This is a genomic window from Aquabacterium sp. J223 (assembly GCF_024666615.1).
GTDB lineage: Bacteria > Pseudomonadota > Gammaproteobacteria > Burkholderiales > Burkholderiaceae_C > J223.
In genome coordinates, this window is sequence record NZ_CP088297.1 from 3,392,727 (window position 1) to 3,418,932 (window position 26,206).

23 protein-coding genes, 2 tRNA genes and 1 pseudogene are annotated in these 26,206 nt (G+C 70.9%); 12 read left to right on the top strand and 14 right to left on the bottom strand.

Annotated features, from left to right (window positions below):
* Positions 1-228 precede the first annotated feature (228 nt).
* The 4 genes from LRS07_RS16135 to LRS07_RS16150 all read left to right on the top strand — a co-directional run bounded on the left by LRS07_RS16135 (position 229) and on the right by LRS07_RS16150 (position 3,004).
* The gene (locus tag LRS07_RS16135; RefSeq protein ID WP_260498997.1) at positions 229-1,392 is read left to right on the top strand and encodes an ABC transporter substrate-binding protein; all 1,164 of its coding nucleotides are present in this window, start codon (positions 229-231) and stop codon (positions 1,390-1,392) included.
* Between the two features lie 49 nt (positions 1,393-1,441).
* Positions 1,442-1,882: an NfeD family protein gene (locus LRS07_RS16140; protein ID WP_260498998.1), complete on the top strand. Its 441-nt coding sequence runs from the start codon at positions 1,442-1,444 to the stop codon at positions 1,880-1,882.
* A gap of 42 nt (positions 1,883-1,924) precedes the next feature.
* On the top strand, positions 1,925-2,851 hold the full coding sequence (locus LRS07_RS16145) for an SPFH domain-containing protein (RefSeq protein ID WP_260498999.1): 927 nt from the start codon (positions 1,925-1,927) through the stop codon (positions 2,849-2,851).
* A gap of 62 nt (positions 2,852-2,913) precedes the next feature.
* Positions 2,914-3,004: transfer RNA gene (locus tag LRS07_RS16150), tRNA-Ser, on the top strand.
* 26 nt (positions 3,005-3,030) lie between these two features.
* On the opposite strand, the gene LRS07_RS16155 is transcribed toward LRS07_RS16150, so the two are convergent.
* From LRS07_RS16155 to LRS07_RS16220, 14 genes and pseudogenes are all read right to left on the bottom strand, one after another.
* Positions 3,031-4,164 (bottom strand): glycosyltransferase, encoded by a 1,134-nt coding sequence (locus LRS07_RS16155; protein ID WP_260499000.1) that lies wholly within the window; start codon positions 4,162-4,164, stop codon positions 3,031-3,033.
* Positions 4,165-4,218: 54 nt separating this feature from the next.
* Positions 4,219-6,141: a GH39 family glycosyl hydrolase gene (locus tag LRS07_RS16160; protein ID WP_260499001.1), complete on the bottom strand. Its 1,923-nt coding sequence runs from the start codon at positions 6,139-6,141 to the stop codon at positions 4,219-4,221.
* A complete protein-coding gene (locus LRS07_RS16165; RefSeq protein WP_260499002.1) occupies positions 6,138-7,343 on the bottom strand; it encodes a glycosyltransferase family 4 protein in 1,206 nt (401 codons plus the stop codon). The genes LRS07_RS16160 and LRS07_RS16165 overlap by 4 nt, the downstream gene beginning before the upstream one ends.
* On the bottom strand, positions 7,340-8,575 hold the full coding sequence (locus LRS07_RS16170) for a glycosyltransferase (protein ID WP_260499003.1): 1,236 nt from the start codon (positions 8,573-8,575) through the stop codon (positions 7,340-7,342). The genes LRS07_RS16165 and LRS07_RS16170 overlap by 4 nt, the downstream gene beginning before the upstream one ends.
* Positions 8,572-9,858 carry a glycosyltransferase family 4 protein gene (locus LRS07_RS16175; protein ID WP_260499004.1) on the bottom strand — a complete coding sequence of 429 codons (1,287 nt, stop codon included), beginning with the start codon at positions 9,856-9,858 and terminating at the stop codon, positions 8,572-8,574. The genes LRS07_RS16170 and LRS07_RS16175 overlap by 4 nt, the downstream gene beginning before the upstream one ends.
* Positions 9,855-10,796 (bottom strand): glycosyltransferase, encoded by a 942-nt coding sequence (locus LRS07_RS16180; RefSeq protein ID WP_260499005.1) that lies wholly within the window; start codon positions 10,794-10,796, stop codon positions 9,855-9,857. Before LRS07_RS16180 ends, LRS07_RS16175 begins: the two co-directional genes overlap by 4 nt.
* Before the next feature lie 291 nt (positions 10,797-11,087).
* A complete protein-coding gene (locus LRS07_RS16185) occupies positions 11,088-11,972 on the bottom strand; it encodes a PIG-L deacetylase family protein (RefSeq protein WP_260499006.1) in 885 nt (294 codons plus the stop codon).
* Between the two features lie 13 nt (positions 11,973-11,985).
* Positions 11,986-12,789: an ABC transporter permease gene (locus tag LRS07_RS16190; protein ID WP_260499007.1), complete on the bottom strand. Its 804-nt coding sequence runs from the start codon at positions 12,787-12,789 to the stop codon at positions 11,986-11,988.
* Positions 12,783-13,706: pseudogene (locus LRS07_RS16195) on the bottom strand (ABC transporter ATP-binding protein); the annotation flags it as partial. The gene LRS07_RS16190 and the pseudogene LRS07_RS16195, both read right to left, overlap by 7 nt.
* Positions 13,707-13,849: 143 nt before the next feature.
* Positions 13,850-15,799 carry an SDR family NAD(P)-dependent oxidoreductase gene (locus tag LRS07_RS16200; protein ID WP_260499009.1) on the bottom strand — a complete coding sequence of 650 codons (1,950 nt, stop codon included), beginning with the start codon at positions 15,797-15,799 and terminating at the stop codon, positions 13,850-13,852.
* Positions 15,800-15,802: 3 nt separating this feature from the next.
* A complete protein-coding gene (locus tag LRS07_RS16205) occupies positions 15,803-16,891 on the bottom strand; it encodes a GNAT family N-acetyltransferase (RefSeq protein ID WP_260499010.1) in 1,089 nt (362 codons plus the stop codon).
* Positions 16,881-17,861 (bottom strand): glycosyltransferase, encoded by a 981-nt coding sequence (locus tag LRS07_RS16210; protein WP_260499011.1) that lies wholly within the window; start codon positions 17,859-17,861, stop codon positions 16,881-16,883. The genes LRS07_RS16205 and LRS07_RS16210 overlap by 11 nt, the downstream gene beginning before the upstream one ends.
* On the bottom strand, positions 17,861-18,985 hold the full coding sequence (locus LRS07_RS16215; protein WP_260499012.1) for a GNAT family N-acetyltransferase: 1,125 nt from the start codon (positions 18,983-18,985) through the stop codon (positions 17,861-17,863). Before LRS07_RS16215 ends, LRS07_RS16210 begins: the two co-directional genes overlap by 1 nt.
* Positions 18,982-20,103 (bottom strand): GNAT family N-acetyltransferase, encoded by a 1,122-nt coding sequence (locus LRS07_RS16220; protein ID WP_260499013.1) that lies wholly within the window; start codon positions 20,101-20,103, stop codon positions 18,982-18,984. The genes LRS07_RS16215 and LRS07_RS16220 overlap by 4 nt, the downstream gene beginning before the upstream one ends.
* Before the next feature lie 257 nt (positions 20,104-20,360).
* On the opposite strand from LRS07_RS16220, the gene LRS07_RS16225 reads away from it, so the two are divergent.
* The 8 genes from LRS07_RS16225 to LRS07_RS16260 all read left to right on the top strand — a co-directional run bounded on the left by LRS07_RS16225 (position 20,361) and on the right by LRS07_RS16260 (position 26,179).
* Positions 20,361-20,534 carry a hypothetical protein gene (locus LRS07_RS16225; protein ID WP_260499014.1) on the top strand — a complete coding sequence of 58 codons (174 nt, stop codon included), beginning with the start codon at positions 20,361-20,363 and terminating at the stop codon, positions 20,532-20,534.
* Between the two features lie 2 nt (positions 20,535-20,536).
* Positions 20,537-20,728 (top strand): hypothetical protein, encoded by a 192-nt coding sequence (locus LRS07_RS16230; RefSeq protein ID WP_260499015.1) that lies wholly within the window; start codon positions 20,537-20,539, stop codon positions 20,726-20,728.
* A complete protein-coding gene (locus LRS07_RS16235) occupies positions 20,713-21,456 on the top strand; it encodes a hypothetical protein (RefSeq protein WP_260499016.1) in 744 nt (247 codons plus the stop codon). The genes LRS07_RS16230 and LRS07_RS16235 overlap by 16 nt, the downstream gene beginning before the upstream one ends.
* Positions 21,453-22,211, top strand: coding sequence for an O-antigen ligase family protein (locus tag LRS07_RS16240; RefSeq protein WP_260499017.1), 759 nt, complete (start codon positions 21,453-21,455; stop codon positions 22,209-22,211). The genes LRS07_RS16235 and LRS07_RS16240 overlap by 4 nt, the downstream gene beginning before the upstream one ends.
* On the top strand, positions 22,208-23,434 hold the full coding sequence (locus LRS07_RS16245) for a GumC domain-containing protein (protein ID WP_260499018.1): 1,227 nt from the start codon (positions 22,208-22,210) through the stop codon (positions 23,432-23,434). The genes LRS07_RS16240 and LRS07_RS16245 overlap by 4 nt, the downstream gene beginning before the upstream one ends.
* Before the next feature lie 159 nt (positions 23,435-23,593).
* A complete protein-coding gene (locus LRS07_RS16250; protein ID WP_260499019.1) occupies positions 23,594-24,562 on the top strand; it encodes a UDP-glucuronic acid decarboxylase family protein in 969 nt (322 codons plus the stop codon).
* A 28-nt stretch (positions 24,563-24,590) separates the two neighbouring features.
* Positions 24,591-26,012, top strand: a complete 1,422-nt coding sequence (locus LRS07_RS16255) for a sugar transferase (RefSeq protein WP_260499020.1) — start codon at positions 24,591-24,593, stop codon at positions 26,010-26,012.
* A gap of 76 nt (positions 26,013-26,088) precedes the next feature.
* Positions 26,089-26,179: transfer RNA gene (locus LRS07_RS16260), tRNA-Ser, on the top strand.
* The last annotated feature ends 27 nt before the right edge of the window (positions 26,180-26,206 follow it).

Sequence of the window (26,206 nt, forward strand, 5' to 3'; positions counted from 1 at the left end):
GCGGCGACGGCCTTGGCAGACGGCGGGGGTGGACCGGGCGGCGACCGCGGCGCCCTGCGGCACGCGGCCCGCTCGGGGCAAGGCCGCGAGTGTAGGACGGGGCTTTTTCCCCCTCGTGACCCGGCACCGGCCGCCGCGGAGTTCACGCTTTCGCCCGCCTGCCCCGCGTCGGCCACGGGCGCCCGGGGCATAGTGCCGGCGCTCGCCCTCGACGCCCGGAGCCTGCCGATGAATCCCCGCCCCTCCCGCCCTGCCCTGCCCGCCCGCCCCGCACGCCGCCACCTGCTGCGCAGGCTGGGCGCCGGCATGGCCGCCGGCCTGGGGCTGCCCGCACTGGCCGCCTCCAATGTGCTGCGCATCGCCGCCACGGTGGACCTGAGCGGCAGCGAGAAGGCCAACGGCGGCGGCACCCAGCTCGGCGCGGCCGCCTACCTGCGCGCCTTCAACGCGGCCGGCGGGCTCAACGGCACCCGGCTGGAACTGCTCGCCGCCGACGACGGCTTCAACGCGGAGAAGGCCAAGGCCAACGCCCAGGCCTTCGCCGCCGACCCGTCGGTGATCGCCCTGCTGCACCCGCTGGGCACCCGGCAGACGATGGCGGTGATGGAGGCGGTGCCCGCCGACCTGGCCATCGTCGGGCCCAACACCGGCACCAGCGCCGTGCGGCAGAAGTCGCCGCCCAACGTCTTCTGGGTGCGCGCCAGCTACGACGACGAGGTGGACAAGCTGGTCGACACCGCCGTCACGCTCGGCCGCCGGCGCATCGGCGTGGTCTATCCGGACGATCCGCTCGGCAAGTCGGTGCTGGCCGGCTTCAAGGCCGCGATGGAGCGGCGCAAGCTGGAGCCGGCCGTGCTGGCCACCACGCCCAACACCACCAGCCTGGAGATGGCGCCGGCGGTGCAGGCGGTGCTCAAGGCCGCGCCGGAAGTGGTCGTCCTGGTGCTGGCCGGCACCGCGCCCGCGTTCGTCAAGGCCTTCCATGCCGCGGGCGGCACCAGCACCCTCTACGGCATGTCGCTGGGCGCCAGCAGCGCCAACATCAAGGCGTTCGGCGAACACGGCCGCGGCATGGGCCTGTCCATCGTCGTGCCGTCGCCCTTCGCCACCAAGCACGAGCTGGTGCGCCGCTACCGGGCCGACCTGCAGGCGCACGGCGTCGACGACGTCTCGCTCTTCACGCTGGAGGGCTACGTCAACGCCCGGGTGCTGTGCGAAGGCCTGCGCCGCGCCGGCGCCGCGCCGACGCGGGCTTCGGTGGTGGCGGCGCTGGAACGCCTGGACGGCCTCGACCTGGGCGGCATGCGCATCGGCTACGGCGGCGAGAACCGCCGTGGCAGCCGCTTCGTCGACGTGGCGGTCATCGGCGCCGGAGGGCGTCTGCTGACCTGACGTCGGCGCCGCGCGCCAGGGGCCGGCGCCGGGGGCACACTCCGCTCCCATGGACCTGCAGCCCTCGACCCTGTGGTGGCTGGTCGCCGGCGTGCTGGTCGCCGCCGAACTGGCCTCCGGCACCTTCTACCTGCTGATGCTGGCGCTGGGCGCCGCGGCGGGCGCCCTCGCGGCGCACGCCGGGCTCGGCGTGACGGCGCAGTTGCTGCTGGGCGCGGCGGTGGCCGCCGGCGCGACCGGGCTCTGGCACCGGCAGCGCCGACGCGCGCCGCGCGACGCACGGCCCGAGGCCAACCGCGACCTGGTGCTGGACATCGGCGAGACGGTGAACGTGCCGCAGTGGGGCGCCGACGGCCAGGCCCAGGTGCACTACCGCGGCGCCGCTTGGCAGGCCCGCCACCAGGACGGCGCGCCGCCCCGGCCCGGCCTGCACACCATCGTCGCCGTCGAGGGCAACCGCCTCGTGCTCGCGCCCCGCGACCGGCCCTGACGCCCCTCCACCGCCGTCCCCCTCGCCCACGGAGCCCGCCGCATGGAAATCGCCCTCGTCCTGCTCGTCATCGCCGTCGTCTTCGTGGCCAAGACCTTCAAGATCGTGCCGCAGCAGCACGCCTGGGTGGTCGAACGGCTGGGCAAGTACGACCGCACGCTGGCACCCGGCCTCAAGCTCGTGGTGCCCTTCATCGACCGGGTGGCCTACAAGCACTCGCTCAAGGAGATCCCGCTCGACGTGCCCAGCCAGGTCTGCATCACCCGCGACAACACCCAGCTCACGGTCGACGGCATCCTGTACTTCCAGGTCACCGACCCGATGCGCGCCAGCTACGGCTCCAGCGACTACGTCGGCGCCATCACCCAGCTGGCGCAGACCACGCTGCGCAGCGTGATCGGCAAGATGGAGCTGGACAAGACCTTCGAGGAGCGCGAGCTGATCAACGCCGCGGTGGTGAGCGCGCTCGACGAGGCCGCGCTGAACTGGGGCGTGAAGGTGCTGCGCTACGAGATCAAGGACCTGACGCCGCCGACCGAGATCCTGCGCGCCATGCAGGCGCAGATCACGGCCGAACGGGAGAAGCGTGCGCTCATCGCCGCCTCCGAAGGCCGCCGCCAGGAGCAGATCAACATCGCCACCGGCGAGCGCGAGGCCTTCATCGCGCGGTCCGAAGGCGAGAAGCAGTCGCAGATCAACAACGCCCAGGGCGAGGCGGCCGCCATCACCTCGGTGGCCGCCGCCACGGCGGACGCCATCCGCCAGATCGCCGCCGCCATCCGCGAGCCCGGAGGCGAGGCCGCGGTGCAGCTGAAGGTGGCCGAGCGCGCGGTCGACGCCTTCGCCCAGCTGGCGCAGAAGAACAACAGCCTCATCGTGCCGAGCAACCTGAGCGAGGTGTCGGCGCTGATCGGCAGCGCGATGGCGGTGATGAAGTCGGCCGCGGTGGAGCCGCCCCGGCCGCGCTGACCCTGCGGCGCCGCCGGGCGCGCCCGTCGGGCGCGTCGCTAGAATCCCGCCCTTCGTCCCGCGGAGGGATGGATGAGTGGTTTAAGTCGCACGCCTGGAAAGCGTGTGTGGGTGAACAGCCCACCGCGGGTTCGAATCCCGCTCCCTCCGCCAGCGCCCCCCTCGGCCGTCGCCGCGCCTCAGCCGGCCTTCGGCTCGGCAAACGCCAGGGGTCGGCGCTCGAGAAGGCGCTGGTAGAGCGCGTTGTATTCGCTGGACAGGCGATCCGCGCTGAACACCGCTTCGACGCGGCGGCGGCCGGCCTGCGCAAAGCGATCCGCCTTGTCCGTGTCGGTGAGCAGTTCGACGATCGCCGCCGCCAGCGCGGCCGGATCGTCCGGCGGCACCAACGTGCCCGTCACCCCGTCGGCGACCACTTCCGGAATGCCATCGACCCGCGAGCCGACCACCGGGCACCGGCTGGCCATGGCTTCGAGGAACACCAGGCCGAACGACTCGCGCCGCGACGGCAGCACGAACAGGTCGAACCGCCACATCAGCTCGGGCACGTCGGCACGCCAGCCGAGGAAGTCGACGTGCGGGGTCATCCCGAGCGCGCGGATGCGCTGCTCCATCCACGGCCTCAGTTCGCCCTCGCCGGCGATGGCGAACCGGACACCGGGCACCGCCTTCACGACGGCGGGCATGGCCTCGACGAGGCTGGCCAGCCCCTTGCGCGCTTCGAGCAGGCAGACGGTGCCCACCTCCGGGCGGCCGGCACCGCGGCCCGGACGGGGCTGCATCCCGCGGTCGGGGAAGTCCTCCAGCCGCAGCGCATGGTGGATGACCTGCAGCTTCTGCGGCGCGCAGATGCCGCGCGACAACCACTGCCGCTCGACATGGGCCGAGACGGCGACGTAGGCGTCCGTCATGCCGTCCAACGCCCGCTCGATCCAGCGGTAGACGGTGCGCTCGAGGATGCTGTCGGGGTTGCGGTTGGCATAACCGTGCAGTTCGACGACCACCACCGGCACGCGAGCGAACCAGGCCGCCACGCGCGCCAGCACGCCGGCCTCGGAGCCGTGCACATGCACGACGTCGTAGCGCTCGCGCTTCATCAGCCGCGTCAGCCGCACCACCGTCTGCAGGAACTGCAGCGGGCGAATGCCGCGCGACAGCGTCAACGGGTGCAGCCGGAAGCCGGCCGCGCCGAACGCGCTGTCCAGCGGATAGCCCAGGCCGAGCGCCACCTCCACCGCGTAGCGGCCCGGATCGAGCGCCTGCATGATGGACAGCAGCGAGGTGCCCAGCCCGCCGGCCGACGTGGTGGACACGTGCAGCACCCGCCGCCGGGGCGCTGGGGTGGGGGGGCGGTTCGCGGTGCCTCATCACCGGTTCATGATCCGGACCAGCACCACCGAGTCGTCCTCCATCTCGAATTCGAGCCGGCGGTCGCGCAACCTGAGGGCGCGCTCGTCGGCCTTGAAGCCGAGTTCGGGCCACGCGTTGATCTCCTGTCCGACGGCCCACAGGCGCTCGCTGATGAAGGCCTGCGACTCGTCCGCCAGGGCACGGACGGCGGTCCGGTCCTGCGGTGCACGGCCGGCCAGCGCGCGCTCTCGGTCGCGGCTGTTCATCACCTGCTTGAAGGCCTCGATCTGGTCGCCGCGGTAGCCGCGCTCCTCGAAGCGGCGCAGCAGCCCCTGTGGCAGGGACTGCTTTTCCTGCGCCAGCCGCTGCTGCAGGTGGCCGGTGATCCGCTCGCGAAGCGAAAAGGCGTTGGCGTGCCGGCTGTCGATGCGCCACAGCTCCGCCGACGACCCGTCGAAGCCGCTCAGCTCGATCACCACCGAATGCGACCGGCCCCGCTGGGCGGCGCTGCGGCGGGCCAGCGGCACCACCTCGGCGGCGGCCTTGCCCAACGCCTGGCGCAGCGCCTCGTTGCCACGCACCTCGTCGGGGCTTGCCTCGCCGAAGGTCAGCCGCTCGAGCTGTCGGCCGTCCAGCGCGCGGCGCAGCTCGTCGAAGCCGGCGCCCGCGGCCAAGGCCTTGGCGACGAAGCTGCGCTGCAGCGCCTTCGGCTGTGGCGAGGAGGCGGCCACCACCAGCGCGACCTCGCCGGCCGAGGGCCGGCCGGCGATCACCGCCACCAGCGGGTCGCTGCTGCGTGCGGCGACCCGCGCACCGCCCAGCCGGGACACGGCGTTGAAGGCCCAGAACGCCGGCTTGCGCACGAACTGGTTGGTGTAGACGCCGAAGCTGCCGATGAAGGGCTGGCCTTCCACCTCGCGCTGCTCGGTCAGCGAGGTGAAGGCCGCGCGGCCGATGCCGGCGGTGTCCATCGCCGCCAGCGACGCCACGATGTACGCCGCCAGGGCCGGCTGGTCGTGCTCGGGGCTCTGCGGCTGCGGCCAGGCGGACCAGCTCGACCATTCGCCGATGAACAGTTCGGTGCGCTCCGGGTAGCCGGCGTCGCGCAGCCAGGCCCGCGCCTGCCGCGCGGCGAGGTCCCAGGCGAGCACGGCGTCGGTGCCGAACTGGTGCCAGATCAGGAAGTCGACGGGCAGCCGCTTCAACCCCAGGTCGGGCAGCGGCGTGTCGGCGCAGTAGCGCAGGAAGCGCGGGATCATCGGCGGCGCGCCCTCGCCGCCCTTGCCGTTGTACAGCGCGCTCACCGAGGGCCCGCCGACCCGCGCCTGCGCATCGGCCCGTCGCACGCCGCGCACGGTGTCGCGGTAGAAGTTGAAGAAGTCGGCCTCGCTGCCCTGCCACGCGGACTGGTCGGGTTCCCAGCCGATCTTGTAGTCCGGCGACCCGCCCAGGCCTTGCTTCAGCTCGGCCACCACGGCGGTGACCAGGTCCGACCACGCGCCCCCGTCACGCGGCGCGACCACGCTGCCCTTGGGCACCACGTCGCCGGCGACGGCGTCGGTGGCGTTCGGGCGCGAGGACAGCCACAGCGGCAGGCGGGTGATGGCCAGCACCGGCGCGCCGCCGGCGGCACGAATGCGCCTGAGCATCGGCAACAGCGCGCGCGCGCGTCGCACGGCATCGGCGGCGTCGCTGGCCTGCTGGAACACCGGCCCGCCGATGTCGACCTCGACCACCCCCGGCCGCACCTGGTCCAGCCAGTCCTGCAGGGCTTCGGCGGGCGGCTCCGGCTTGAAGGTGAAGATGCCGGGGCGCATCACCGCGGGCATCGGCGAGCTGCGCTGGGCGTCCACCTCGATCTGCACCGCCGCGATGGGGCCCGATGCCACGAGGCCGGCGAGCAGCATCAGCGCCGCAAGGCCGGATCGAAGGCGTTTCATGACGGCGTCGCCTGGCCGAGGCGGCCGGCCGCGCGGTCCCCGCCCCGTGCCGCGTGGAGGTAGACCGCATGCAGCGCCGCGGCGGCGCGCTTCCAGCTGAAGGCCGACGCGCGCTGCAGGCCGGCGGCTCGGCGGCGCGCCCGTTGCGCCTCGTCGAGGACGGCGCCGCGCATCGCGGCGGCCAGCGCCGCCGGCTCCGGCTCGGCGTACCAGGCCGCATCGCCGCCGACCTCCGGCAGCGAGGCCGAGGGCGCGGCGATCACCGGCGTGCCGCAGGCCATCGACTCCACCAGCGGCAGACCGAAGCTTTCGTACGACGACGGCAGCAGCGTCGCCACCGCCGCGCCGTACAGCATGGACAGGTGGCGCTTGTCGACATGGCCGAGAAAGCGCACCCGCCGTTCGAGCCCCAGCCGGCGCACCGCCGCCGGCACCTGCGGGTAGCGCTCGTCGGGTGCGGCCGCGACGGCCAGCGTCACGTCGCCGGGCACGTCCGCCCGCGCCAGCGCCTGCACCACCGCCAGCAGGTTCTTGTGCGGCTTGAGCGTGCCGACGAAGAGGAGGTAGCGGCCTTCGAGGCCGAACTGCCGTGCCACCTCGGCCGCCGCGACGCCGGGTGGCGCGGGTCGGAAGACGTCGGACGCGGCGTGGTGGATGACCTCCAGCCGGTGCCTCAGCGCGGGGCGGAAGGTGCCGAGCTGCCCCGCCAGGAATTCCGACACGCAGACAATGCGCTGCGCCCGCGCCAGCGCCAGGCGGGTCAGCGCCTCGTAGTAGGCCCGCTTGGCCCAGGTGCGCGGCGACGCCGCCTGCAGCGCCAGGTCGGGATGGCGGAAGTCGTGCAGGGTCACCACCAGGGGGATGCCGTTTCGCGGCAGCCAGGGGATGTTGATGTAGGGCGCGTGGAAGACGTGCACGCCCTGCAGCCGGGCCGCCCGCCCCAGCGCGAACGGGTCGTGCAGGCTGAACGGCGCGGCGGAGCACGGCACGAAACGCAGGTTGGGCGCCTGCAGCCGCTGCTGCAGCCGCGGGTCCTCGTAGGCGCGCAGCGTGCCGCACCCTTCGGCATTGCCGAACAGCACGAACTCGGTGTCCGGATGGTCGGCCGCCAGGTGGCGAACCGTCTCCTCGATGTAGCGCCCGATGCCGGGCCAATGGGCCAGCCGGATGTCGAGGCCGACGCGCAGGCCCGGGCGGTTCACGCGCCGACCCCCGCGGGCACGGTCGCCGCGGCGGCGGGCGACAAGGTGCGATCGATGTGCGCCAGCATCAGCTGCGCCCGGGCCTGCCAGCTGTTGCCGCGCGCGGTCTCCAGCCGCCGCCGCACCGCCGCCTCGTCGTCCGCCGCATGCTCGGCCTCGATCGCGGCGACGAATTCGTCGACGCCGGCGGCCGTCGACACCGAGCCGCCATGCGACGACAGGTCGACGCCCGCAGACGCCACCACCGGCTTGCCCATCGCGGTGTACTCGTGCAGCTTGTTCGGGTTGACGAACTGGTTGAAGCGGGCGCCCTGCCGGTAGGGGATGACGCCCACGTCGACGCCGTCGAGCAGGCGGTGCAGGTCCGCCTCGTCGACCCAGCCGTGAAGCTGCACGTTCGGCAGCGTCCTCAGGCGGGCCAGCGGCCCGGCGGCGGCGCCGGGCTGCACCGGCCCGATGAGGCTGAACGTCCAGTCCGGTCGGCGCTCGGCCAGGCCGCACATCAGTTCGAGGTCGGTGTGCTCGTGGATCGTCCCCAGGTAGCCGACCGTCAGCGGCCCGTCGCGCGGCGCCGCGACGCGGCGCAGGCTCTGCTCGCCGACCGGCGCGAAAAAGTCGAGGTCGGCCCCGTTGTACGTCAGGGCCACGTTGGGATGCGACGCACGCCGTGCCTCGTACAGCGGCCGGGAGGTGGTGAACACCAGGCCGCAGCGCGCCATCAGCCGCTGCTCCAGGCCGATCAGCCGCTGTCGCGCCGGCCGCGACAGGCCGGGCACGTCGGAGTGCTCGTCGTAGCACTCGTACAGGGCCAGCGCTTCGCCCAGCCGGCCGGCGTAGTGGTGCTGCGTCGGGAACTGGTACCAGCCGACCCAGGGCCCCTCCAGCCCGAGGTGGCGGCGGGCCGCGCGCAGCTGACCGCCCAGCCAGCGGCGGTTGAGCAGCGGCGCCCCGGGCAGCAGGGCGGACAGCTTGTCGTGCAGCACCACGCCGGCATCGAGCAGCCACAGGTTGTCGGCCACCGGGCGCAGGCGCGGTGCGGCGGCGCCAGACTGGCGCCAGGCCTGCCAGCGTTGCGGCCGGTGCCAGCGCGCCGTGGCCAGGCACACCGGGTTGTCGACCACGATGGCCGGCCCGCGGTCGCGGGTGGCCGCGGCCACGGCCCGCAGCAGCCCCGGCCGGTGGTACCGGGACCATTCCGACGACAGGAAGAACACGACCCCCGGCGCGGTCATACCGGCTGCTCCCGGGGGTGCCGCCCCTGCACGGCCGCCGCCACCGCCAGCTCGCGCGCGGTCAGCGTCGACCACAGGTAGGCCGGGGCGCTGTGCCGGGCCTGCGAACGACAGCGCTGCAGCAGCGCGTCGTCGTTCGCCAGCCGCAGGATGGCCTGCGCGATGGCGGCCGGTTCGCAGGCCACGGCGACGCCGCAGCCGTGGCGCGCGAGGATGTCCTCGGTCTCGGTGTCGAGGGTGCCGATCACCGCCAGGCCGGCCGCCATGTACTCGATCACCTTCAACGGGAAGGCGTACCGGCGGTAGGGCTCGTCGCGGAAATGCGCGAGGCCCACGTCGGCCTGGCCCAGCCACTCGCCGATGCGTTCGTTGGGCACGCGGCCGACGAACTCGACCACCGCGCCGAGCCCCAGCGCCGCCACCCGGTCGCGCAGGCCCTGCACGTACGGCGGCGAGCCGTCGCCGACGATCCACACGCGCAGCGACAGGCCCTCGGCCAACACCGCCGGCAGGCCGTCCAGCATCACGTCGAGCCCGCTCCACGGCACCAGGTTGCCGACGTAGACCAGGGTGAACGGCTGCGGCGGCGGCTCCACCCCTCGGGGCGGCAAGAGGCTGCGCGCGGGCACGCCGTTGGGGACCACGGTCACGTCGCGCCCGGTCTGGGCCTGGCGCAGCGCCGCCAGGCGATGGCCGACCGACACCACCGCATCGGCCCGGCGCATCATCGCGCGCTCGAGGAACACCGCCCAGCGCTGCCGGGTGCGGTTGCGCAGGATGGCCGGCTCGTAGTCCTGGTCGTCGTAGACCAGCAGCCCCACACGCCCGAGGCGGCGCAGCCACCAGCCGACACAGGCCGCCCACGGCCCATAGGCGATGCACAGGTCGAACCGGCCGCGGCGCAGCGCATGGACCAGGAAGGCCGGCACGATGGTGAGGTCGCGCAGGACGCCGAGGGGCGAGAGCCAGCGGACCACGAGGCGCCGCATCGACGGCGCACCGCCGTCGCCCTTCCCCGTCGCAAGGTTGGTCTCGAGCCCGGTGCAGGGGTTCAACGGCGGATCGATGCGCACCACCCGGCCGTCGTCGCTGTGCGCCACCCGCCAGCTCAGCGAATCGCGCAGCACCGCGCCCGGTGAGCGCGCGGTGTTCTGCGCCAGGGTCAACGACAGGGTCTCGTGTCCCAAGGCCCTGCACTCGTCGGCCATGTTCTGTTCACGCGTGTTGGGCACGGTGCGCCGGTCGAGCGGCGAGACGAACAGGATGCGGAGGCCGCCGGTCATGGTCGCGCGGCCCGGGTGTCCGTCGGCCGTGGCGGTGACACCCGGTCGGCGGGACGGCCATGGGCGTCGATGGTGCGTTCGAGCAGCCGTTGCAGGCGTTGCAGGTGCAGGGCCGGCGAGAACTCGCGCAGCGCCAGCGCCCGGCCGCGCTCGCCCAGCGCGGCGGCGACCGACGGCTGCATGAGCAGCGGGTCGATGGCGCCGGCCAGCGACCGCGCATCGCCCCAAGCGGCCACCACGCCGTTGACGCCATCGCGCAGCCACTCCGCCATGCCGCCGGACAGGAAGCCGGCGACGGGCCGCGCGCTGCGCATCGCCTCCAGTCCGACGAGGCCGAACGACTCGGGGATGAGCGACGGCATGACCACCGCCGTCGCCTGCCCGTACTGTTCCGCCATGGCGTGCGGCGGCAACGCCCCCAGCCAGCGGACCCGTTCGCCGAGGCCGAGGCGGTGCGCCTGCGCCTGCAGCGCCTCGCGCGAGGGTCCGTCGCCGGCCACGTGCAGGTGCCAGTGGGCGGCGTGCAGGTGGGGCAGCGCGTCGATCAGCACCTGAAGCCCCTTCTCCGGCACCAGGCGGCCGGCGAAGAACAGGCGGCCCGGCACCGGGGGCGGCACGGGCGCGTCGGCGGGCCCGATGAAGTGCGGCACCACCGCGACGGCGCCGGCGTCGGCGACGCCGTGCAGCTGCAGCAGTTCGGCCAGGTAGCGGCTGGGCACGATCCACTGCGGCACCGAGCGCATGGCCCGGACCTGCAGCGTCCGCATCAGCAGGCCGTGCGCGTCGGACGCCCAGCGTCCCTGCTCCCCCGGGCGCCAGCAGCCGCCCGTCACGCAGCCCACGCCCTGCGCCCGGTGACAGGCCCGGCCGTCCCGGTCGAGCCGGGTCAGGCGCGGGCACAGCGGCGTCACGTCGTGCAGCAGGTAGGCCAGCGGCACGGCTCGACGACAGGCCCTGCAACGCCGAGGGGCCGAGGGCGTAGTACACCGAGTGCAGCAGCACGGCGTCCGGTCGTTCGGCCGCGAGCATCACCTTCAACTGCGCCAGCGCCTGTCGGCCCAGCCGACGTCCGCTGGACGGCAGATGAAGCGCGTCGATCTGCGGCTGCGCCGTGCAGATCAGCTCGCGGACCTGCCAGCCGGCGCTGCGCAACAGGGCGTTCTGCGCCGCGATGAACGCGCTCATGCCGCCGACCTCGTCGCGCGCCTTGTCGTGCACCACCAGCAGTTTCATCGCCCGGCCTCGACCACCACCTCGGGCGCCGACACGGCCGGCGCCGAGCCGCCGCGCAGCGTCGCCGCCCGCACCAGCCGCAGGTAGGCCGGCAGGCTGGTCTCATGGAACGCCTCCGCATAGCCACGGCCGCCGAACGGTCCGCCGGAGCGGTACGCGTTCAGCCCTTCGACCAGGCGCAGGTAGTCCTGGTCCCCCAGCTGCGAACGGAACTCGGCGAGCGCCGCGCGCTTGAGGCCCATCACCGAGCCGATGTCGGCCACGCGGTTGGCAGGCAGCGGGGTCCAGACCTCGTAGCCGCGCACGCGCAGGCGGCGGGCCGCCGACAGGTCCAGCGCCTGGGCGGCCTCGGCGAACACCCGGTTGGTTTGCCAATGGTCCTCGTGGAGGTCGTAGACGAACGGCAGGTAGACCAGTTCCGGCCGGAGGTGCTGCAGCAGCGTTCTCACCGCGTCCACCGCCTGCCGGTCGGGGCGCAGCGCGCCGTCCACGCGGCCGAGAAAGTGAACGCCCCGCGTTCCGAGCACCGCCGCCGCCGAACAGGCCTCGCGCTCGCGTGTGGCGACCAGTTCATCCTGCAGCCGTTGCCGCTCGGCCGCAGGCAGTTCACGCGAGTACAGCCGACCATCGCCCCACCGGCCGTCGGTCATGACGGCGGTGTGCACCTCGGCGCCCGCGGCCACGTGCCGGGCCATGACACCGCCGCAGCCGATCACGTCGTCGTCGCTGTGCGGTGCGATGACCAGCACGCAGCGCTCGGCGAACTGCTCGATCGGCTGCGGCATGCGGTCGCGCGCCTCCAGCACCAGCCAGGTCCGCAGGGCGTTGCGGGCGGTGGGCCACAGGCGGCGGTAGAGGGCGCGGGCGGCGCGGTCGAGCATGACGCCTCGCGCGTCAATAGGTGGCCAGGGTGCCGCGCACCTTGGTGTGCTGCAACGCGATGCGGAACACCCACAGCGCCAGCGGCGCCAGCACGAAGGCGAAGACCGACAGCACCAGCAGCTGCGGCTGCATGTCGGCCAGCGGGCTGCCCTTCAGCATGGCCAGGCGCATGGCCTGCAGCGAATGGGTGAACGGCAGCAGCCACCCGAGCTGCTCCAGCCACACCGGCAACGTCTTCGTCGGGAACACCACGCCGCCGAGCACCACCGACAGCGCCGACACCGCCACGTTCAGTCCCTCGCCGCGCTTGATGACCAGCGTGATGGCGGCGATGAGGATGCCGATGGACGAGAAGCTGACGATGGACAGCAGCAGGACCACCATCGCACTGAGCAGGTTGGCGCTGGAGACGTCCATGCCGAAGGCCAGCCCGCCGAGCAGGTAGAGGCAGAAGCGCAGGGTGGTGAAGCAGAAGCCCCAGAGCGACGAGCAGATGACCAGCGCCGCCACGCTGGTGGGCGACAGCATGATGATCTCCAGCGTGCCCATCATCTGGTTCTCCCGGATGCTGGTGTTGAAGGTGGTCAGGCTGACGGTGAGGTAGTCGGTCAGCGCCACGCCGATGAGCAGGAAGGCGAAGTAGTTGTTGTTGTACTCCCGCAGCAGCGCGTTGTCCGACTGGCCGAGGAAGCGGCTGATGAAGAAGATGAACGGCACGCCGAGCAGGATGCTGGCGGTCTGCATGAGGAACGCGGTGCGGTAGCTCGACGCCACCAGGAAATCGCGCTTGAGAAAGGCCCAGGCGGTCTTCAGCATGCGATGGCAGGGCTCGGTTGGGCCGCTTCCGCCGAAGCCTGTGCCTGGCGACGCCCGGCCAGGAAGGCGACGAAGGCGTCCTCGATCGGAATCTCGACCCGGGTGCAGTCGAGCAGGATGCCGCGGGACTCCACCACCAGCCGCATCACCTGGTCCATGGCGGGCCCGCCATGGTGCAGGTGCAGCTCCAGCACCCCGGGCAGCGGTTCCCTCACCGGCAGCGCGCACAGCGCCGACAGGCGCTGCGGCAGGCCCGGCGGCACCCGCGCCAGCTGGATGCGGTAGACGTCGGTCGCGTTCACGGCACGCTTGAGGTCCCCCGTGGTGCCGAGGTACGCCACCCGGCCACGCTCCATGATCAGCGTGCGCCGGCACAGCTGCTCGATCTCGCGCAGGTTGTGGGTGGTGATGATCACCGTCTGACGGGCATGCGTGACCACCCGCTCGCGGATCATGGCGATGATGTCCGCCGACGACTTGGGATCGACGCCCTTGGTCGGCTCGTCCATGAAGAGCACCTGCGGACGGTGCAGCATGCCGCGCGCGATCGCGAAGCGTTGCTTGGTGCCGGTGGAATAGGCCTCGAAGCGCTGGTGCTCCACGCCACGCAGGTCCAGCAGCTCCAGCAGTTCGTCGATCCACCGTTCCGCCTGGCGCGACGGCAGGTGGTGCAGGTCGGCGAAGAAGCGCAGGTTCTGCCGGCCCGTCAGCCGCCAGAAGAAGCTGCGTTCGTTGCTGGCCACGAGCCCGATGCGCGTTCGCACCGCCGCCGCGTCGCCGACCACGTCGAGCCCGCACACCCGGGCCGAACCGGTGGTCGGCGTCAGCAGGGTGCTCAGCATGCGCAGCAGCGTGGTCTTGCCGGCGCCGTTCGGGCCGACCAGGCCCAGCACCTCGCCGTCGTCGATGTCGAAGCTGATCTCCTCGACCGCGCTCGTGCGACCCGGGCGTTCGCCACGGAGCAGCTGACGGAAGCTGCGGTCGTGGTCGAACACCTTGCCCAGCGCCCGCACCTCGATCATGGGCGCCGCGTGTCCGACGGGCGGCGGGTGCGCGCCGTTCACAGGCATGACCTGACCACCGCCATGAAGCGGTCGTTCTGCGCCGGCAGGCCGACCGGCCAGACGACGTACTTGCCCAGCACCACCCCGCGCGCCGGCACGATGCCCTGCGCCTGCAGGCGGTCGAACAGCGTGTCCGGCGCGGTCGGAGGTTCGAACAGCATCATGTTGCTCTGCGACGGCACGTGGTCCAGCGCATGGTCCCGAAGGAAGGTCGTGATGCGCTGTCGTTCGCGCACGCAGTTGTCGAAGGTCCGTCGGGCATGGTCGGCGTCGTCCAGCGCCGCGCGGGCGGCCTCGGCCGCGAAGGACGAGATGTTGAACAGCAGTTCGCCACGGTCCAGCCAGTCGATGGTCTGTGGGGTGCCGAGGGCATAACCCACCCGCAGGCCGGCCAGGCCGTAGAACTTCGAGAAGGTGCGCAGCGCCAGCACCATGCGGCCGGTGTCGCGGATGACGCGGGCGGTGTCGAGCATGTCAGGCCGGTCAGCGTATTCGACATAGGCCTCGTCGACGATCACCGGAATGTGGTGGGGCACCCGCGCCAGGAAGTCCAGGAAGGGCTGGTGCCGGATCGGCACCCCCACCGGGTTGCTCGGGCTGATCAGGTAGATCAGGCGGGTGTCGCCCCGCAGGGCGGCCAGCACGCCGTCGAGGTTGTGGTCGAAGCCCTCCTCCGCCGACGGGACGAAGGGCACCTTGTCGTTGCGCACGCCGGCGACGTAGGCGAAGCGGTCGAACATGAACCAGCTCGGTTCGTTCGACACCACCGCCTCGCCCGGCTTGGTGAACACGCGCAGCACCCGTTCGACGAGTTCCGCGGAGCCGTTGCCGAAGCTGACGCAGCCGGCGTCCAGCCCGTGGCGGGCGGCCAACTGCTGGCGCAGCGGGCCGTAGTCGGGGTCCGGATAGCGCGAGACGTCGATGCCCGCGCCGTTGAGCAGCGCCTTCACGGTGCCCGGCATGCCGAACTGGTTCTCCGCCCGGTTCAGCACGATCCGGGCCTCGGGCGGGATGTGATCGGGCACCGGCTGCTCGACGAAGCGGAAGCGTTCGACGACCGCCATCGGCATGGCGATCTGGCCCTCGGCGTCGCGTGCCATCAGGTAACGCCAGGCGGCGATGACCCGGCCGTTGAGCAGGCGCGCATCGCCAGACGCGGCGTACCAGAAGGCCGGCACCAGCGTGTCCGGCGGCGGCAGCAGCTCGTACTCGTGCCAGGCGAAAAAGCGCTTCGCCATCTCGGTCCTGGTGCTGCCGAGTTGGAGGCCGATGACCGCGATGCCGGTGCCTTCCGCATCGGCGGCGAGGCTGCGGGTCAGCGCGTCGAGCGCCGCCTTGGTGACGGCATAGGGCAGCAGCCCCGGCACCGGCGCATTGGCGGCGCCGGACGACACGTTGACGATGCGGCCGCTCACCCCGGCGCCCACCATCCAGCGCATGAAGAGGCTGGCGCAGAGGAACGGACCGGTGAGGTTGGCCGCCAGCGTCTGTGACCAGTCGTCCTCGCCGATGTCCCAGGCCTTGCGGTCCTTCGGACCCATCACCGCGGCGTTGTTGATCAGCAGGTCGGCGCTGCCGAACCGCTGCAGCGTCTGGTCCAGCAGGGCCTGCGCGCCGCGCGCGGTGGAGACGTCGGCACACACCGCCAGCACCCGATCGGGCGAACCGAGCTTGGCGGCGGCGGCCTGCAGCACCGCCTCGCGCCGGCCGTTGATGACCACCCGCGAGCCCTTGCGCAGGAACGCCTGGGCCACGACGAACCCGATGCCCTCGCTGGAGCCGGTGATCACCACCACGCGCTCCTCGAAGGCCGGCTCGGGCCGGGCACGGCGCACCTCGTCGATCACCGCGTCGATCGGGTCGCGGTGCAGCGCGAAGTCCCGCACGCGCTTGAGCTTCATCGTCGCCTTGACGGCGAGCCGGTGCATCTTGCGGGTCACGGACATGGGTCAGCTTCGGGAGGGTTCTACGACGGCCAGCGGGTTATGCACACGCTGCGCCGCCCGTTCGAGCACGGCCGCGAGGCGGCCGCGCCAGGAGCCGGCGATCACCGCGCGTCGTTCGAAGGCGCGCGCGTCGGTGGTCCAGCGGTCGGTGTAGGCCTGCTTGCTGACGAAATCGACCAGGGCGACGTCGCGCCGCGACCATGCGGCCTGCAGCAGGCGCGCCATGACCAGGGCCCCCAGCGACAGGCGGGCGCTGGACAGGTCTTCCCGCATGGCGGTCTTCAGGGTGTAGAGCACGCCCTTGTCCTGCGCACACACCACCACGGCGATGGGTCTGTCGTCGAGCCGCAGCACGCCGGCGCGCAGACGTCCGGCGCGCGACAGCAAGTGCAGCATGCCGCGGTAGTAGGCCGTCGTCTGCGCGTCGCTGTCGACGGTTTCGCCGCGGTCGGCCTTCCAGCTCGCGCGGTCGACCTCGGTCCACAGCGCGAAGACCTGCTCGGCATCCTGATCGAAGAGGTCGAAGTGCACCGCGCCGAGTCGCGCCAGGTCGGTCTCGGCCCGCCGCAGGTTGCGCCGCAGGTCGCGCGAGCGGCCGGCGAGGTGATCGGTCCAAGCCCCCCGCACGGGCAGGCTGGAATGCAGCCAGCGCTCGACCGGCAGCTCGTCGGGCAGCGGCGGCAGCACCGGGCCGGTGCCCGGTGCGTCGCACCCGTCGAGCAGCAACAGGTCCCAGCCCTTGCGCTCGCGCAGCGCGCGCCACCAGGCCGCCGCGGCGGCCGGCGCGCCGGCGGGGTCGTGCAACAGCGCCGCCCGCACCGAGTGCGCGTTGGTGCAGGCGACCATCGCCCTCACCGGCACCCGCCGCCAGCGTGTGGTGGCGGGCGCGAGCGGAAACACCGCCTGCAGGCCGTTGTGGTCGCTGACGAAGGTGCAATGCAGCCGCTCCGAGGGCGCGAAGCTGTGCAGCCAGTGCAGGGCCCACTCCGGCGAGGCGAACAGGCCGGCGGTGGGCAGGCGGCGGTACAGCGCCGCCCACTCCGCCGCACGGGCCTGCAGGTCCGCCAGGGACTCGACGACCTCAACCTTCACCGTGCTCTCCGCGCAGGCCGCCCGACGGCACGCAGCAGGCGGCCACCGCGGCGGCCATGAACAACAGGCCCGGCTTCCAAGCCCGACGGTGCTGCAGGGAGCGGCGGAACTCGCGGGCGGCGGCCGCGAAGCGCCGCGCCCGCCAGGCCTCGCGCCCGGCGCCGTAGTGCGCCCGCGCGGCATGGAAGTCGAACGACACACCGTGCGACGCGAGGTCGTAGCGTTCGAACAGCACGCGCAGGTCCTCGACATGGGCCCAACGACGGTGGCTGATGTTCGCGCCATGCACGCGGCGCCACAGCAGCACGTCGGGGAAGAAGGCCACCGGGTAGCGCAGCAGCCGCAGCCACATGTCGGTGTCCTCGAACATCTTCAGCCGCTCGTCGAACCCGCCCACCTCGTCGAAGCAGCGCCGGCGGATGAGCAGCGTGCCCGTGGGAATGAAGAAACGATCGTTGTTGCACAGGTCGGACGGCGTGAGCGAGCCGTGCCGGCCGTCGGGCGAGGGATCGCTGTACCAGCCGCCGCTTTGCAGGTAGGGCCGGTCGATGAAGACGATCTCGCCGTCGCGCTCCTCGAAGGGCTGGGCGTCGCCGTAGGTCCAGTGCACCTCCGGCCGGGCTTCGAAAAGGTCCAGCGCCGCCTGCAGCATGTCGGTGCGGGGCCAGAGGTCGTCCGCGTCGAGGAAGGCGATGGTCTCGCCGCGCGCGAGTTCGATGCCGCGGTTGCGCGCCGCCGACGCTCCCTGTCGCATCTGCCGGACCACGCGGACCCCACGGGCACGCCAGCCGTCCAGCACGCGCTGGGTGTCGTCGGTGGAGCCGTCATCGACCACGATAACGTCGAGCGCCGGCCCCTGCTGGGCGTGCACGCTGCGCAGCGCCGCGTCGATGAAGCGGCCGTGGTTGAAGCTCGGCATGACCACCGACACGACGGGGCGGTCGCGCAGGGTCTCGGGCGCGGCGGACATCACCGGGCCTCTCGCAGCCGCTTCAGCGCCCACAGCGCCAGCGAATAGGGCCGCCGGTGGTGCAGCTGCAGGCTGATGAAGCGCTGCTCGGTGTCGCACCAGCTCTTGCAGAACGGGCTGTTGCCGTTGAAGTCGAGCACGTCGTAGCGGCCGTCGTCGAACACGCTCTGGAAGTGGCGCGTGACCGCGGCCCGCCCGAGGTACAGGTCGCGCACGCGCTCGTCGTACAGCGTCTGGAAGCAGTAGCTGACCCGGTCGTAGCCGACGGTGTGCACGATGGTCACCGGCTGCCCGTCCAGCTCCACGATCCAGTTGTCGCAGCTGATGCCTTCGTCGTAGGCGGTGGCGAATTCCTTCTGGAAGGCCCAACCTGCCGGCCCCAGATGGGCGGCGCTGTCGGCATCCTCCTTCCAGCTGCGCGACTCGACGTCGGCGAACACCTCGAAGTCACGGTCCTCGGGGCCTGGGTTGAGCGAGTGGCGGTACTCCACCCGTCCCGCCCGCTCGATGCGGCGCTCGGTCTTGCCGTTGTTGCGGCGGAAGTGCCCGCCGCGCTGCTCGACGTACCCGTTCCAGTCGGTGGTCAGCGGCATGCGGCACTTGCCCACGCCTTCGGCCTGCTGCGCCAGCAGCCCGTGGCGCCGGGCTGCGGCAAGGAAGGCGGGCATCCAGGGCGCCTCGGCCGGCAGCTGCTGCAGCCAGGCCACGTCCCATTCGTGCCGGGACTGCGCGAGGTAGGCGGCCAACCGCTCGGCCACCACCGCGTCGTAGCCCGGGGCGACGACCAGGTCGTTGCGCGACGCGTGGGGGTTCGAGAAGGTGCTGAAGACCCGCACCGGCAGACCGCGCAGGCGAACCCGCGTGAGCATGAACGCGGCAAGGCCGACCAGCCGGCCGCCATCGCGCATCGCCAGCAGCCGCAGCGTCTTGCCCGTGCCGAACGTCCGCCACCACGCCCGGTTCCATGCCGGTGTGAGGAACAGGTTGCGGCCCGGATGGTCGGCCAGCAGCCGCCGCCACTGCGGGGTGAGGGCCTGCATGTCGTCCAGGGAGTCCAGCACCTCCAGCGTGAGACCCGCGGCCAGGTCCAGGGGGTGGGCGGCCGGTGCGATCGCGGCGGTCATCGGCGGCGTCCGAGGAGGCGCTTCAACCGCCCCAGCAGCGCGGAGTACGGGTGGTGGTTGAACACCTGCAGGCCGACGAAGCTCAGCTCCTGATCGGTCCAGCTCTTGCAAAATGGGCTGTTGCCGTTGAGGTCCAGCACGCGGTGGCGACCGGACTCGAACATGTCCTGCACATGGACGCCGAACTGCACCCGGCCGGCGTAGAGCGCGCGCACCGATTCGTCGAAGAGCGTCTGCAGCGAGTAGGCGACGCCCCGAAAGGCGACCGCGTGCACACCGCCCACCACCTGCCCGTCGAGTTCGAGGAAGAGGTTGTGGCAGCTCACGCCCGCAGCGGTGTTGAGGGCCACGTCGCGCTGGAACGACCAGCCGGCGGCGCCAAGGCTGGCATGGCCATCCTCGCCCTTCCAGCTGCGTTCTTCCAGGCGCTGGAAATGCTCGAAGTCTTCGGCGCTGCCGTCGCTGCGCCGGTAGGTGACGCGGCCGGCGCGTTCCAGACGGCGCTCGTTTTCCTTGAGGCGCCGGCGAAAGTGGCGCGACTTGCCCGACATGAAGCCGGACCAACCTTCGGTCAGCGACAGGACGCACTTGCCGATGCCGGGCGTCGGCCCGAAGGCGGCCAGGCGGTTGACCGCGCAGGCGTCAACGAACGAACGCAGCCAAGCCGTGCCCGCCGGCAACTGCCGCAGCATCAACACGTCCCACTCGCCGGCGCAGGTCTTCAGGTGATGCGCCAGGGCACGGCCCAGCGCCACTTCATGACCCCGTTCGGCCAGCAGGCCGGTCCGCGACGCATGCTCGTTGTTGTACGACCCGAGGACACGTGCCGGCAGGCCACGCAGGCGATCGCGGTATCGCATCAACGGCATCACGCCGATCAACCGGCCGGCATCCCGAAAGGCCAGCACGTGGGGTTGCCCGCCGTCGCCGAAAGCGGTCCACCAGGCGACATGCCAGGCGGGGTGGGCAAAGAGATCGGCCTCGGGGCAGCGGGCCAACAGCTCGGACCATTGCGGGACCAGCGCGTGCAACGCCGCCGGCGACGAGACCACCTGGACCTGGACCGCCTCGCCGGCGTCAAGGGCCGCCGTCGTCGAACCCGCCCACTGCGGCGACACCGTCGACGAGTGACTGTTGAGCACCACGCACCATCCCCCCTTCACCCGACCGATCTTCTAGTGTCCAGGCACTGCAGTGCGGGTGGTCCCCCCGGTCGCAGCTTGACCGCGAGCCGCAACCCGCGGCATGATTTTTCGCGATTGAACAAGGGTTGGCAATTTCAGCAAGCCGCCTTGTGACCGACGGACTCGGGGATTGACAGGCCACCTCGGCGCCGGCCGCCCGACACGACCCTCGATTCAGGGAAGACCCGCACATGACAGCCCGTGCTTCGGAGACACCGCGCAGCGCCCGGCAGGGAAAGGCGCTTCAGTGGGCCCGGCGAACCAGCCCGATGGTGGCTGCGGGAGTGCTCGGACTGCTGATCGCCAATCTGTCGGTCATCGCGACCTTCCTCGTCTTCAACTTCATCCTTCATTGGGGCTCGTGACCATGAGCCAGGGCGCGCCTGCCAATGCGCTTGCCGCCCCCGGGTCCGGGGATGACGGCGAGCCTGCGGTGCGGACATCGCAGGACGGCGGATCCTGGGCTCCGCTGGTCGAGACCGGCCTGCTTCTCCTGCTCTTGGTCGGACTGTCCGGCCTGCTCTATCTGCTGCTTGGTGCGGTGTGCTGCGGTCGCTGAGCTCTTCAGCGCGGCCCCCGGCTGAGACGTCCAAGACCCTGACCGCACGCGCCGCACGGCTGAGCGCGTTGATCGTCCCAGCCTGCCTCGGGCTGCTGCTGGCCATCGGCGTGCTGGCCGACGCACGACTGGCACGTGGACTGTCGCTTCAGTGGGCGGCGCCCTGGCTGCGCGGCGAGGCACCGCCGCTCATCGCGGTGGCCGCGGCCTTCGTCCTGGCCTCGGTGCTCGTCGCCCTGACCTTGCTGCGGCGCTGGCTGCCGAGCGCCGAGCACGCCCCCATCGTCCTGCTCTTCCTGGCCACGCAGTTCGTCGGCTTCAACCTGGCGAACATCGAACCGCTGAAGATCGCATTGCTCATCACCTCGGGCATGTGGCTCGCGGACTCGCTGACCAATGACCGCCCGGTGCGCCTGTACCCGCCGTTCCTCATGATGTGGCTGGCGATCCTGGCTTTCGCCTTCGCCTCCGTGCTGAACGGGCTGGTCATTTCGTTCGTCGCGCAGTACTCCATCATCGCCAAGTTCCTGATGTTCTTCATCGTGGCGAACCTGGTCCGGACACCGTCGCAACTGGTGTTCACCGTCCGGCTGCTGGTCGCCCTCGGCATCGCCAGTGCGGTGCTCGCGTTGGCGCAGGAGGCCGTCTTCTACTTCTGGAAGATCCCGCTTTCGCTGGACGACAACGCACCCAAGTACTGGTTCAAGGAAACCCCCTGGGCTGGATGATTCGCGCGACCGCCTTCCATCCCACCGCGCAGAACCTGTCCCATTACCTGTTGATCGCCACGTCGCTGCTCATGCTCGGCCCGTTCTCCAACCGGCTGCGCATCGTCGGCGGAACGCTGATGGGGGCGGGCATGTTCTTCACCTTCACGGGCAACGGGTTGGTGGTGATGAGCGTTCTGCTGCTCGTCACGCCCATCATGCTTCGCCCGCGCCTGACGATTCACTACGTCGCGTTTCTCCTGCTGGTGGGGCTCATCGCCTACCAGACCGGTGTCGCGGAATGGGTCTACGAAAAGTACCTGCTGCCCATTTCAGGCAAGAGCGCGGAAGACCGCATCGGCCTGTTGCAGGTGGGCCTCGAGGTAATGGAACGACACCCCTTCATCGGCATCGGCCTGAACAACTTCGGCCGTCTTTCCCCGCAGCCGGTGCACAACGCCTACCTGCAACTCGCCACCGAGATCGGCCTGCTGCCGGCCGCGCTGCTGTGCCTGATCCTGCTCGGCATCTTCGTGCGTCTGGTCATCGGTCTGCGCCAGACGCCGCCATCGGACGCGACAAAGGCCGGAAAAGGCATTCTTCTCGGCCTTATGGGGCTGGCGCTTCACTTTATGTTTGAGCCCTTCATCAACAGCTTGGTGTCGTGGTCGATCATCGGCCTGGCCGAAGCGGCCGCCCTGCTTCTCTATCATTCCGACGAACGCCGCGCGGACCGCAGAGGCACTGCGCATCCTGCCCTGAGCACACCTCCGTGAACGACAAGACGCTCTACGACTACTGGATGATCTGCTACCGGCGCCGCGGCAGCATCCTCGTCCTGGTCTGCACCGCCATCGTGGGTGCCATCATGATCGGCGCGTCGCTGCCCGCGATCTACGAAGCCCGGGCGATGTTCTACGTGCCCGCGAGCCCGACCACCCAGCGGTCGAACACCGGCGATGCCGCAGTGCCGCTGCCGGCGTCGAACCAGGACGACGCCAAGGCCAACATCGGCATCCTGAAAGGCCGCGATGCGTTGGCCGCAATGCATGCCCGGTTCCCGATGAAGTCGCCCGACTCGCTGCAACGCGACGTCGACTTCACGGCGGGGCGGGACGGGATCATCCAGATCTACGTGCGCGATCGCGATCCGAAGCTGGCCGCCGATGTCGCCAACGCCTATGCGGAGTATTTCAACGTCTTCCTGGCCAACCAGATGCGGCAGCGCACCCTGCCCAAGATCGCCGCGCTGCAAAGCCGCATCGCCGAGGTCGACGGTCAGTTGCGCGACACGGTCCGCAGCCGTCGGGAATTGCTGAACCTCAGCGCATCGACGCTCAGCGACGTCGAGGCGCTGGAGTTGTTCAAGGGCCGTGAGGACCTTGCCAAGGAACTGGATGAATTGCGAGGCGCCATCGGCGCACGCTCGCCGAGCGAAAGTCGAGGAGAGCGGACCCGCGCCAGCGCGACGCCCGCCATCGACGAGTTGGAGCGGCAACTGGCGCAGATCGACATCGATCTGGCGAAGGTGCGGGTCCAGACGCTGCCCGATCACCCCGACCAACAGGTGCTGATCGAACGCCGGCAGGCGGCGCAGGCCGCCTTGCAACAGAAGCTGGCGGCGCTCGGAACCGTCGATCAAGCCCGCGCGGACACGGTGGCCGCCATGGTCGAGCGGCGCAACCTGCGACTGAAGGCGCTGCCCGAATACCAAAGCCGCCTCACCGAGATCGACCAGCAGTACCGCGACCTGCAGGCGGCGAGGACCTTTCTCAAGAACAGCCTGGAAGAGGCCTCGTTGGGGGCCTCCCGATCGCCGGTCGGCATCGGCATCGAAACCGCCCAAGTCCCGCAGGTGCCGGTGTTTCCCATCCTCTGGCTGAACGTCACGGTGGCGGCCGTGGTGGCGCTGCTGGCGGGACTGCTCTACGCGCTGCTGCTGGAATACCTCGACACCGCCGGGCGCCAGCGCGGCAACGCCGCGGCCGCCGTGGCCTGACCCTCCGGCGACTTCTTACACCCGTCGGCGGCCCGGCGCGGCCACCTGAATGGGTGTTCAAGTTGTCCCTATAACGAGGAACACATCCCTCGGCTTTTCCCCTAGAGTCCTGCGAACGATCGCCGGCCGGTCTCGGCCATGAATCGAAGGAGGCAGGGAATGCGGGGAGGCACACGCAAGGCGGTGCTGGTGACGGGTGGGGCTGGCTTCCTCGGCTCTTATCTCTGCGAGCAGTTGATCGAACACGGCCACGAGGTGCTGTGCGTCGACAACTTCTTCACCGGCACGAAGCGCAACATCGCGCACCTGCTCGACCACCCCCGCTTCGAGCTGCTTCGCCATGACGTCACGTTCCCTCTGTATGTGGAGGTGGACGAGATCTACAACTTCGCGTGCCCGGCCTCGCCGATCCATTACCAGCACGACCCGGCCCAAACCACCAAGACCAGCGTGCATGGCGCCATCAACATGCTCGGGCTGGCGAAGCGCGTGGGCGCGCGCATCCTGCAAGCCTCCACCAGCGAGGTCTATGGCGATCCGAAGCAGCACCCGCAGAACGAGGACTACTGGGGCCATGTGAACCCCATCGGCCCCCGCGCCTGCTACGACGAGGGCAAGCGCTGCGCCGAAACCCTGTTCTTCGACTACCACCGCCAGCACCGGGTGAAGATCAAGGTCGTGCGCATCTTCAACACCTACGGTCCGCGCATGCATCCGAACGACGGCCGTGTCGTGTCCAACTTCATCGTGCAGGCCCTGCGGGGCGAGCCGATCACCATCTACGGCGACGGCTCCCAGACGCGTGCCTTCTGCTACCGCGATGACCTGATCGCCGGCTGCCTGCGCATGATGAACACGCCGGACGACGTGGTCGGGCCGATCAACATCGGCAACCCGCACGAGTCGACGATCCTGGAACTTGCCGAGTCGGTCCTCGCCCTGACCGGTTCGAAGTCGTCGCTGGTCCGCAAACCGCTGCCGCAGGACGACCCGATCCAACGCTGCCCGGACATCGGGCGGGCACGCCAGCAACTGGGTTGGGAGCCGACCGTGAGTCTCGAGACCGGCCTGAAGCGCACCATCGAGTACTTCGACGCGCTGCTCGCCGGACGCACCACCCGGCTTTGACGATGACCCGCATCGACAGGGAGGAGCCTTGAACACCACACCTCTGCGCCGCCGCCTGGCCCTGTGGGGCTTCAAGCTGGGCGAGGCGCTGCTCGTTCTGTTCGCGCTCGGCATCGCCGGCCTGGCGACGGCGAACAGCTCATGGACGCCCGCGTTGTGGTGGAACGAGATCTCCGTTGCGCCGGCCTTCACCGTGGGCGTGGTCCTGGCCTGGCATTTGGTGCTGATGCTCCGGGGCCTCTATGCGTCGCACCGCCTGGAGGAGCCTTACCGCGAGCTGATGGATCTGCTGGGCTGCGTCGTCATCGTCGTGGCACTCGTCACCCTGGCGGCGCTCTTCACCCAGCCCCGGCTTGCCAATGCCGAGTTCGTCACCGTGTTCTGGGCCTCGCTCACCCTGCTGGCGTTGACCGAACGCGCGCTGCTGCGCGGCTTCCTTCGCCGGCTCCACGGCCACGGCCGCAACCTTCGCTTCGCGCTCATCGTCGGCGCGGGTGAACGGGCCCAGCGGCTGGCGCGCGCGCTGTCCCAGCGCAGCGACCTGGGGTATCGCCTGATCGGCTGTGTCGACGACATTCGCCCCACCGATGTCGCGCTGTTGCCATGGCTCGGTCCTCTGGATGACTTGTCCAAGGTGCTGTCCGAGCGGGTGGTCGACGAAGTGTTCATGGCACTGCCCATGCGCTCCAGCTATGAACGCATCCAGCACGCGGTGTCGCGCTGTGAAGAACAGGGCACGTTGATCACCATGCCGACGGACTTCTTCGCCGCCCGCCTCGCCCGCACCCGGGTCGGACAGATCGGACGGCAACCGGTGCTTTACCTTTCGGCCGTGCCGGAGAACGATTGGCGCCTGGTCGCCAAGCGTTGCATCGACTTCTTCGGCGGACTGGCGCTGCTGCTGGCCCTCTCACCCGTGATGCTCGCGGTGGCGCTTGCCATTCGCATGACCAGCGCGGGTCCGGTGATCTTCAAGCAGTCCCGCATCGGACTCAACAAGCGGCCCTTCACCCTCTACAAGTTCCGCACCATGGTCCGCGACGCGGAGGCCCGCCAGGCGGCGCTGGAATCGCAGAACGAAGCGTCGGGGCCGGTGTTCAAGATCCGCAAGGATCCTCGCATCACGGCCATCGGCGGCTTCCTGCGGCGCACCAGCCTCGACGAACTGCCGCAGCTCTTCAACGTGCTCAAAGGAGAGATGAGCCTGGTCGGGCCCCGGCCGCTGCCGCTGCGCGACGTGGAAGGGTTCCGCGAGGACTGGCAGCGGCGGCGCTTCACCATGCTGCCCGGCATCACCTGCCTGTGGCAACTTTCAGGTCGCAGCAACGTGTCGTTCGAGCAGTGGATGGAGCTCGACCTGCAGTACATCGACCGGTGGTCGCTGTGGCTCGACCTGGGCATCCTTCTGAAGACGGCCGGGGTCGTGCTGCGACGAGAGGGCGCGTACTGATCACTCCCCACCCCGGGCGCCGCGTCCGCGCCCGGCCGGCGCGGACGGCTGGCTAGAATGCCGCGCTTCGTCCCGCGGAGGGATGGATGAGTGGTTTAAGTCGCACGCCTGGAAAGCGTGTGTGGGTGAACAGCCCACCGCGGGTTCGAATCCCGCTCCCTCCGCCAACACAGGCGTGCCAGCCGCGTTCCCCA

Excerpts from the sequence above, each read along its gene's own strand:
- LRS07_RS16135 (WP_260498997.1), top strand. The coding sequence starts at position 229 with ATGAATCCCCGCCCCTCCCGCCCTGCCCTGCCCGCCCGCCCCGCACGC.
- LRS07_RS16140 (WP_260498998.1), top strand. The coding sequence starts at position 1,442 with ATGGACCTGCAGCCCTCGACCCTGTGGTGGCTGGTCGCCGGCGTGCTG.
- LRS07_RS16145 (WP_260498999.1), top strand. The coding sequence starts at position 1,925 with ATGGAAATCGCCCTCGTCCTGCTCGTCATCGCCGTCGTCTTCGTGGCC.
- LRS07_RS16160 (WP_260499001.1), bottom strand. The coding sequence starts at position 6,141 with ATGAAACGCCTTCGATCCGGCCTTGCGGCGCTGATGCTGCTCGCCGGC.
- LRS07_RS16170 (WP_260499003.1), bottom strand. The coding sequence starts at position 8,575 with ATGACCGCGCCGGGGGTCGTGTTCTTCCTGTCGTCGGAATGGTCCCGG.
- LRS07_RS16175 (WP_260499004.1), bottom strand. The coding sequence starts at position 9,858 with ATGACCGGCGGCCTCCGCATCCTGTTCGTCTCGCCGCTCGACCGGCGC.
- LRS07_RS16185 (WP_260499006.1), bottom strand. The coding sequence starts at position 11,972 with ATGCTCGACCGCGCCGCCCGCGCCCTCTACCGCCGCCTGTGGCCCACC.
- LRS07_RS16190 (WP_260499007.1), bottom strand. The coding sequence starts at position 12,789 with ATGCTGAAGACCGCCTGGGCCTTTCTCAAGCGCGATTTCCTGGTGGCG.
- LRS07_RS16200 (WP_260499009.1), bottom strand. The coding sequence starts at position 15,799 with ATGTCCGTGACCCGCAAGATGCACCGGCTCGCCGTCAAGGCGACGATG.
- LRS07_RS16210 (WP_260499011.1), bottom strand. The coding sequence starts at position 17,861 with ATGTCCGCCGCGCCCGAGACCCTGCGCGACCGCCCCGTCGTGTCGGTG.
- LRS07_RS16215 (WP_260499012.1), bottom strand. The coding sequence starts at position 18,985 with ATGACCGCCGCGATCGCACCGGCCGCCCACCCCCTGGACCTGGCCGCG.
- LRS07_RS16225 (WP_260499014.1), top strand. The coding sequence starts at position 20,361 with ATGACAGCCCGTGCTTCGGAGACACCGCGCAGCGCCCGGCAGGGAAAG.
- LRS07_RS16230 (WP_260499015.1), top strand. The coding sequence starts at position 20,537 with ATGAGCCAGGGCGCGCCTGCCAATGCGCTTGCCGCCCCCGGGTCCGGG.
- LRS07_RS16240 (WP_260499017.1), top strand. The coding sequence starts at position 21,453 with ATGATTCGCGCGACCGCCTTCCATCCCACCGCGCAGAACCTGTCCCAT.
- LRS07_RS16250 (WP_260499019.1), top strand. The coding sequence starts at position 23,594 with ATGCGGGGAGGCACACGCAAGGCGGTGCTGGTGACGGGTGGGGCTGGC.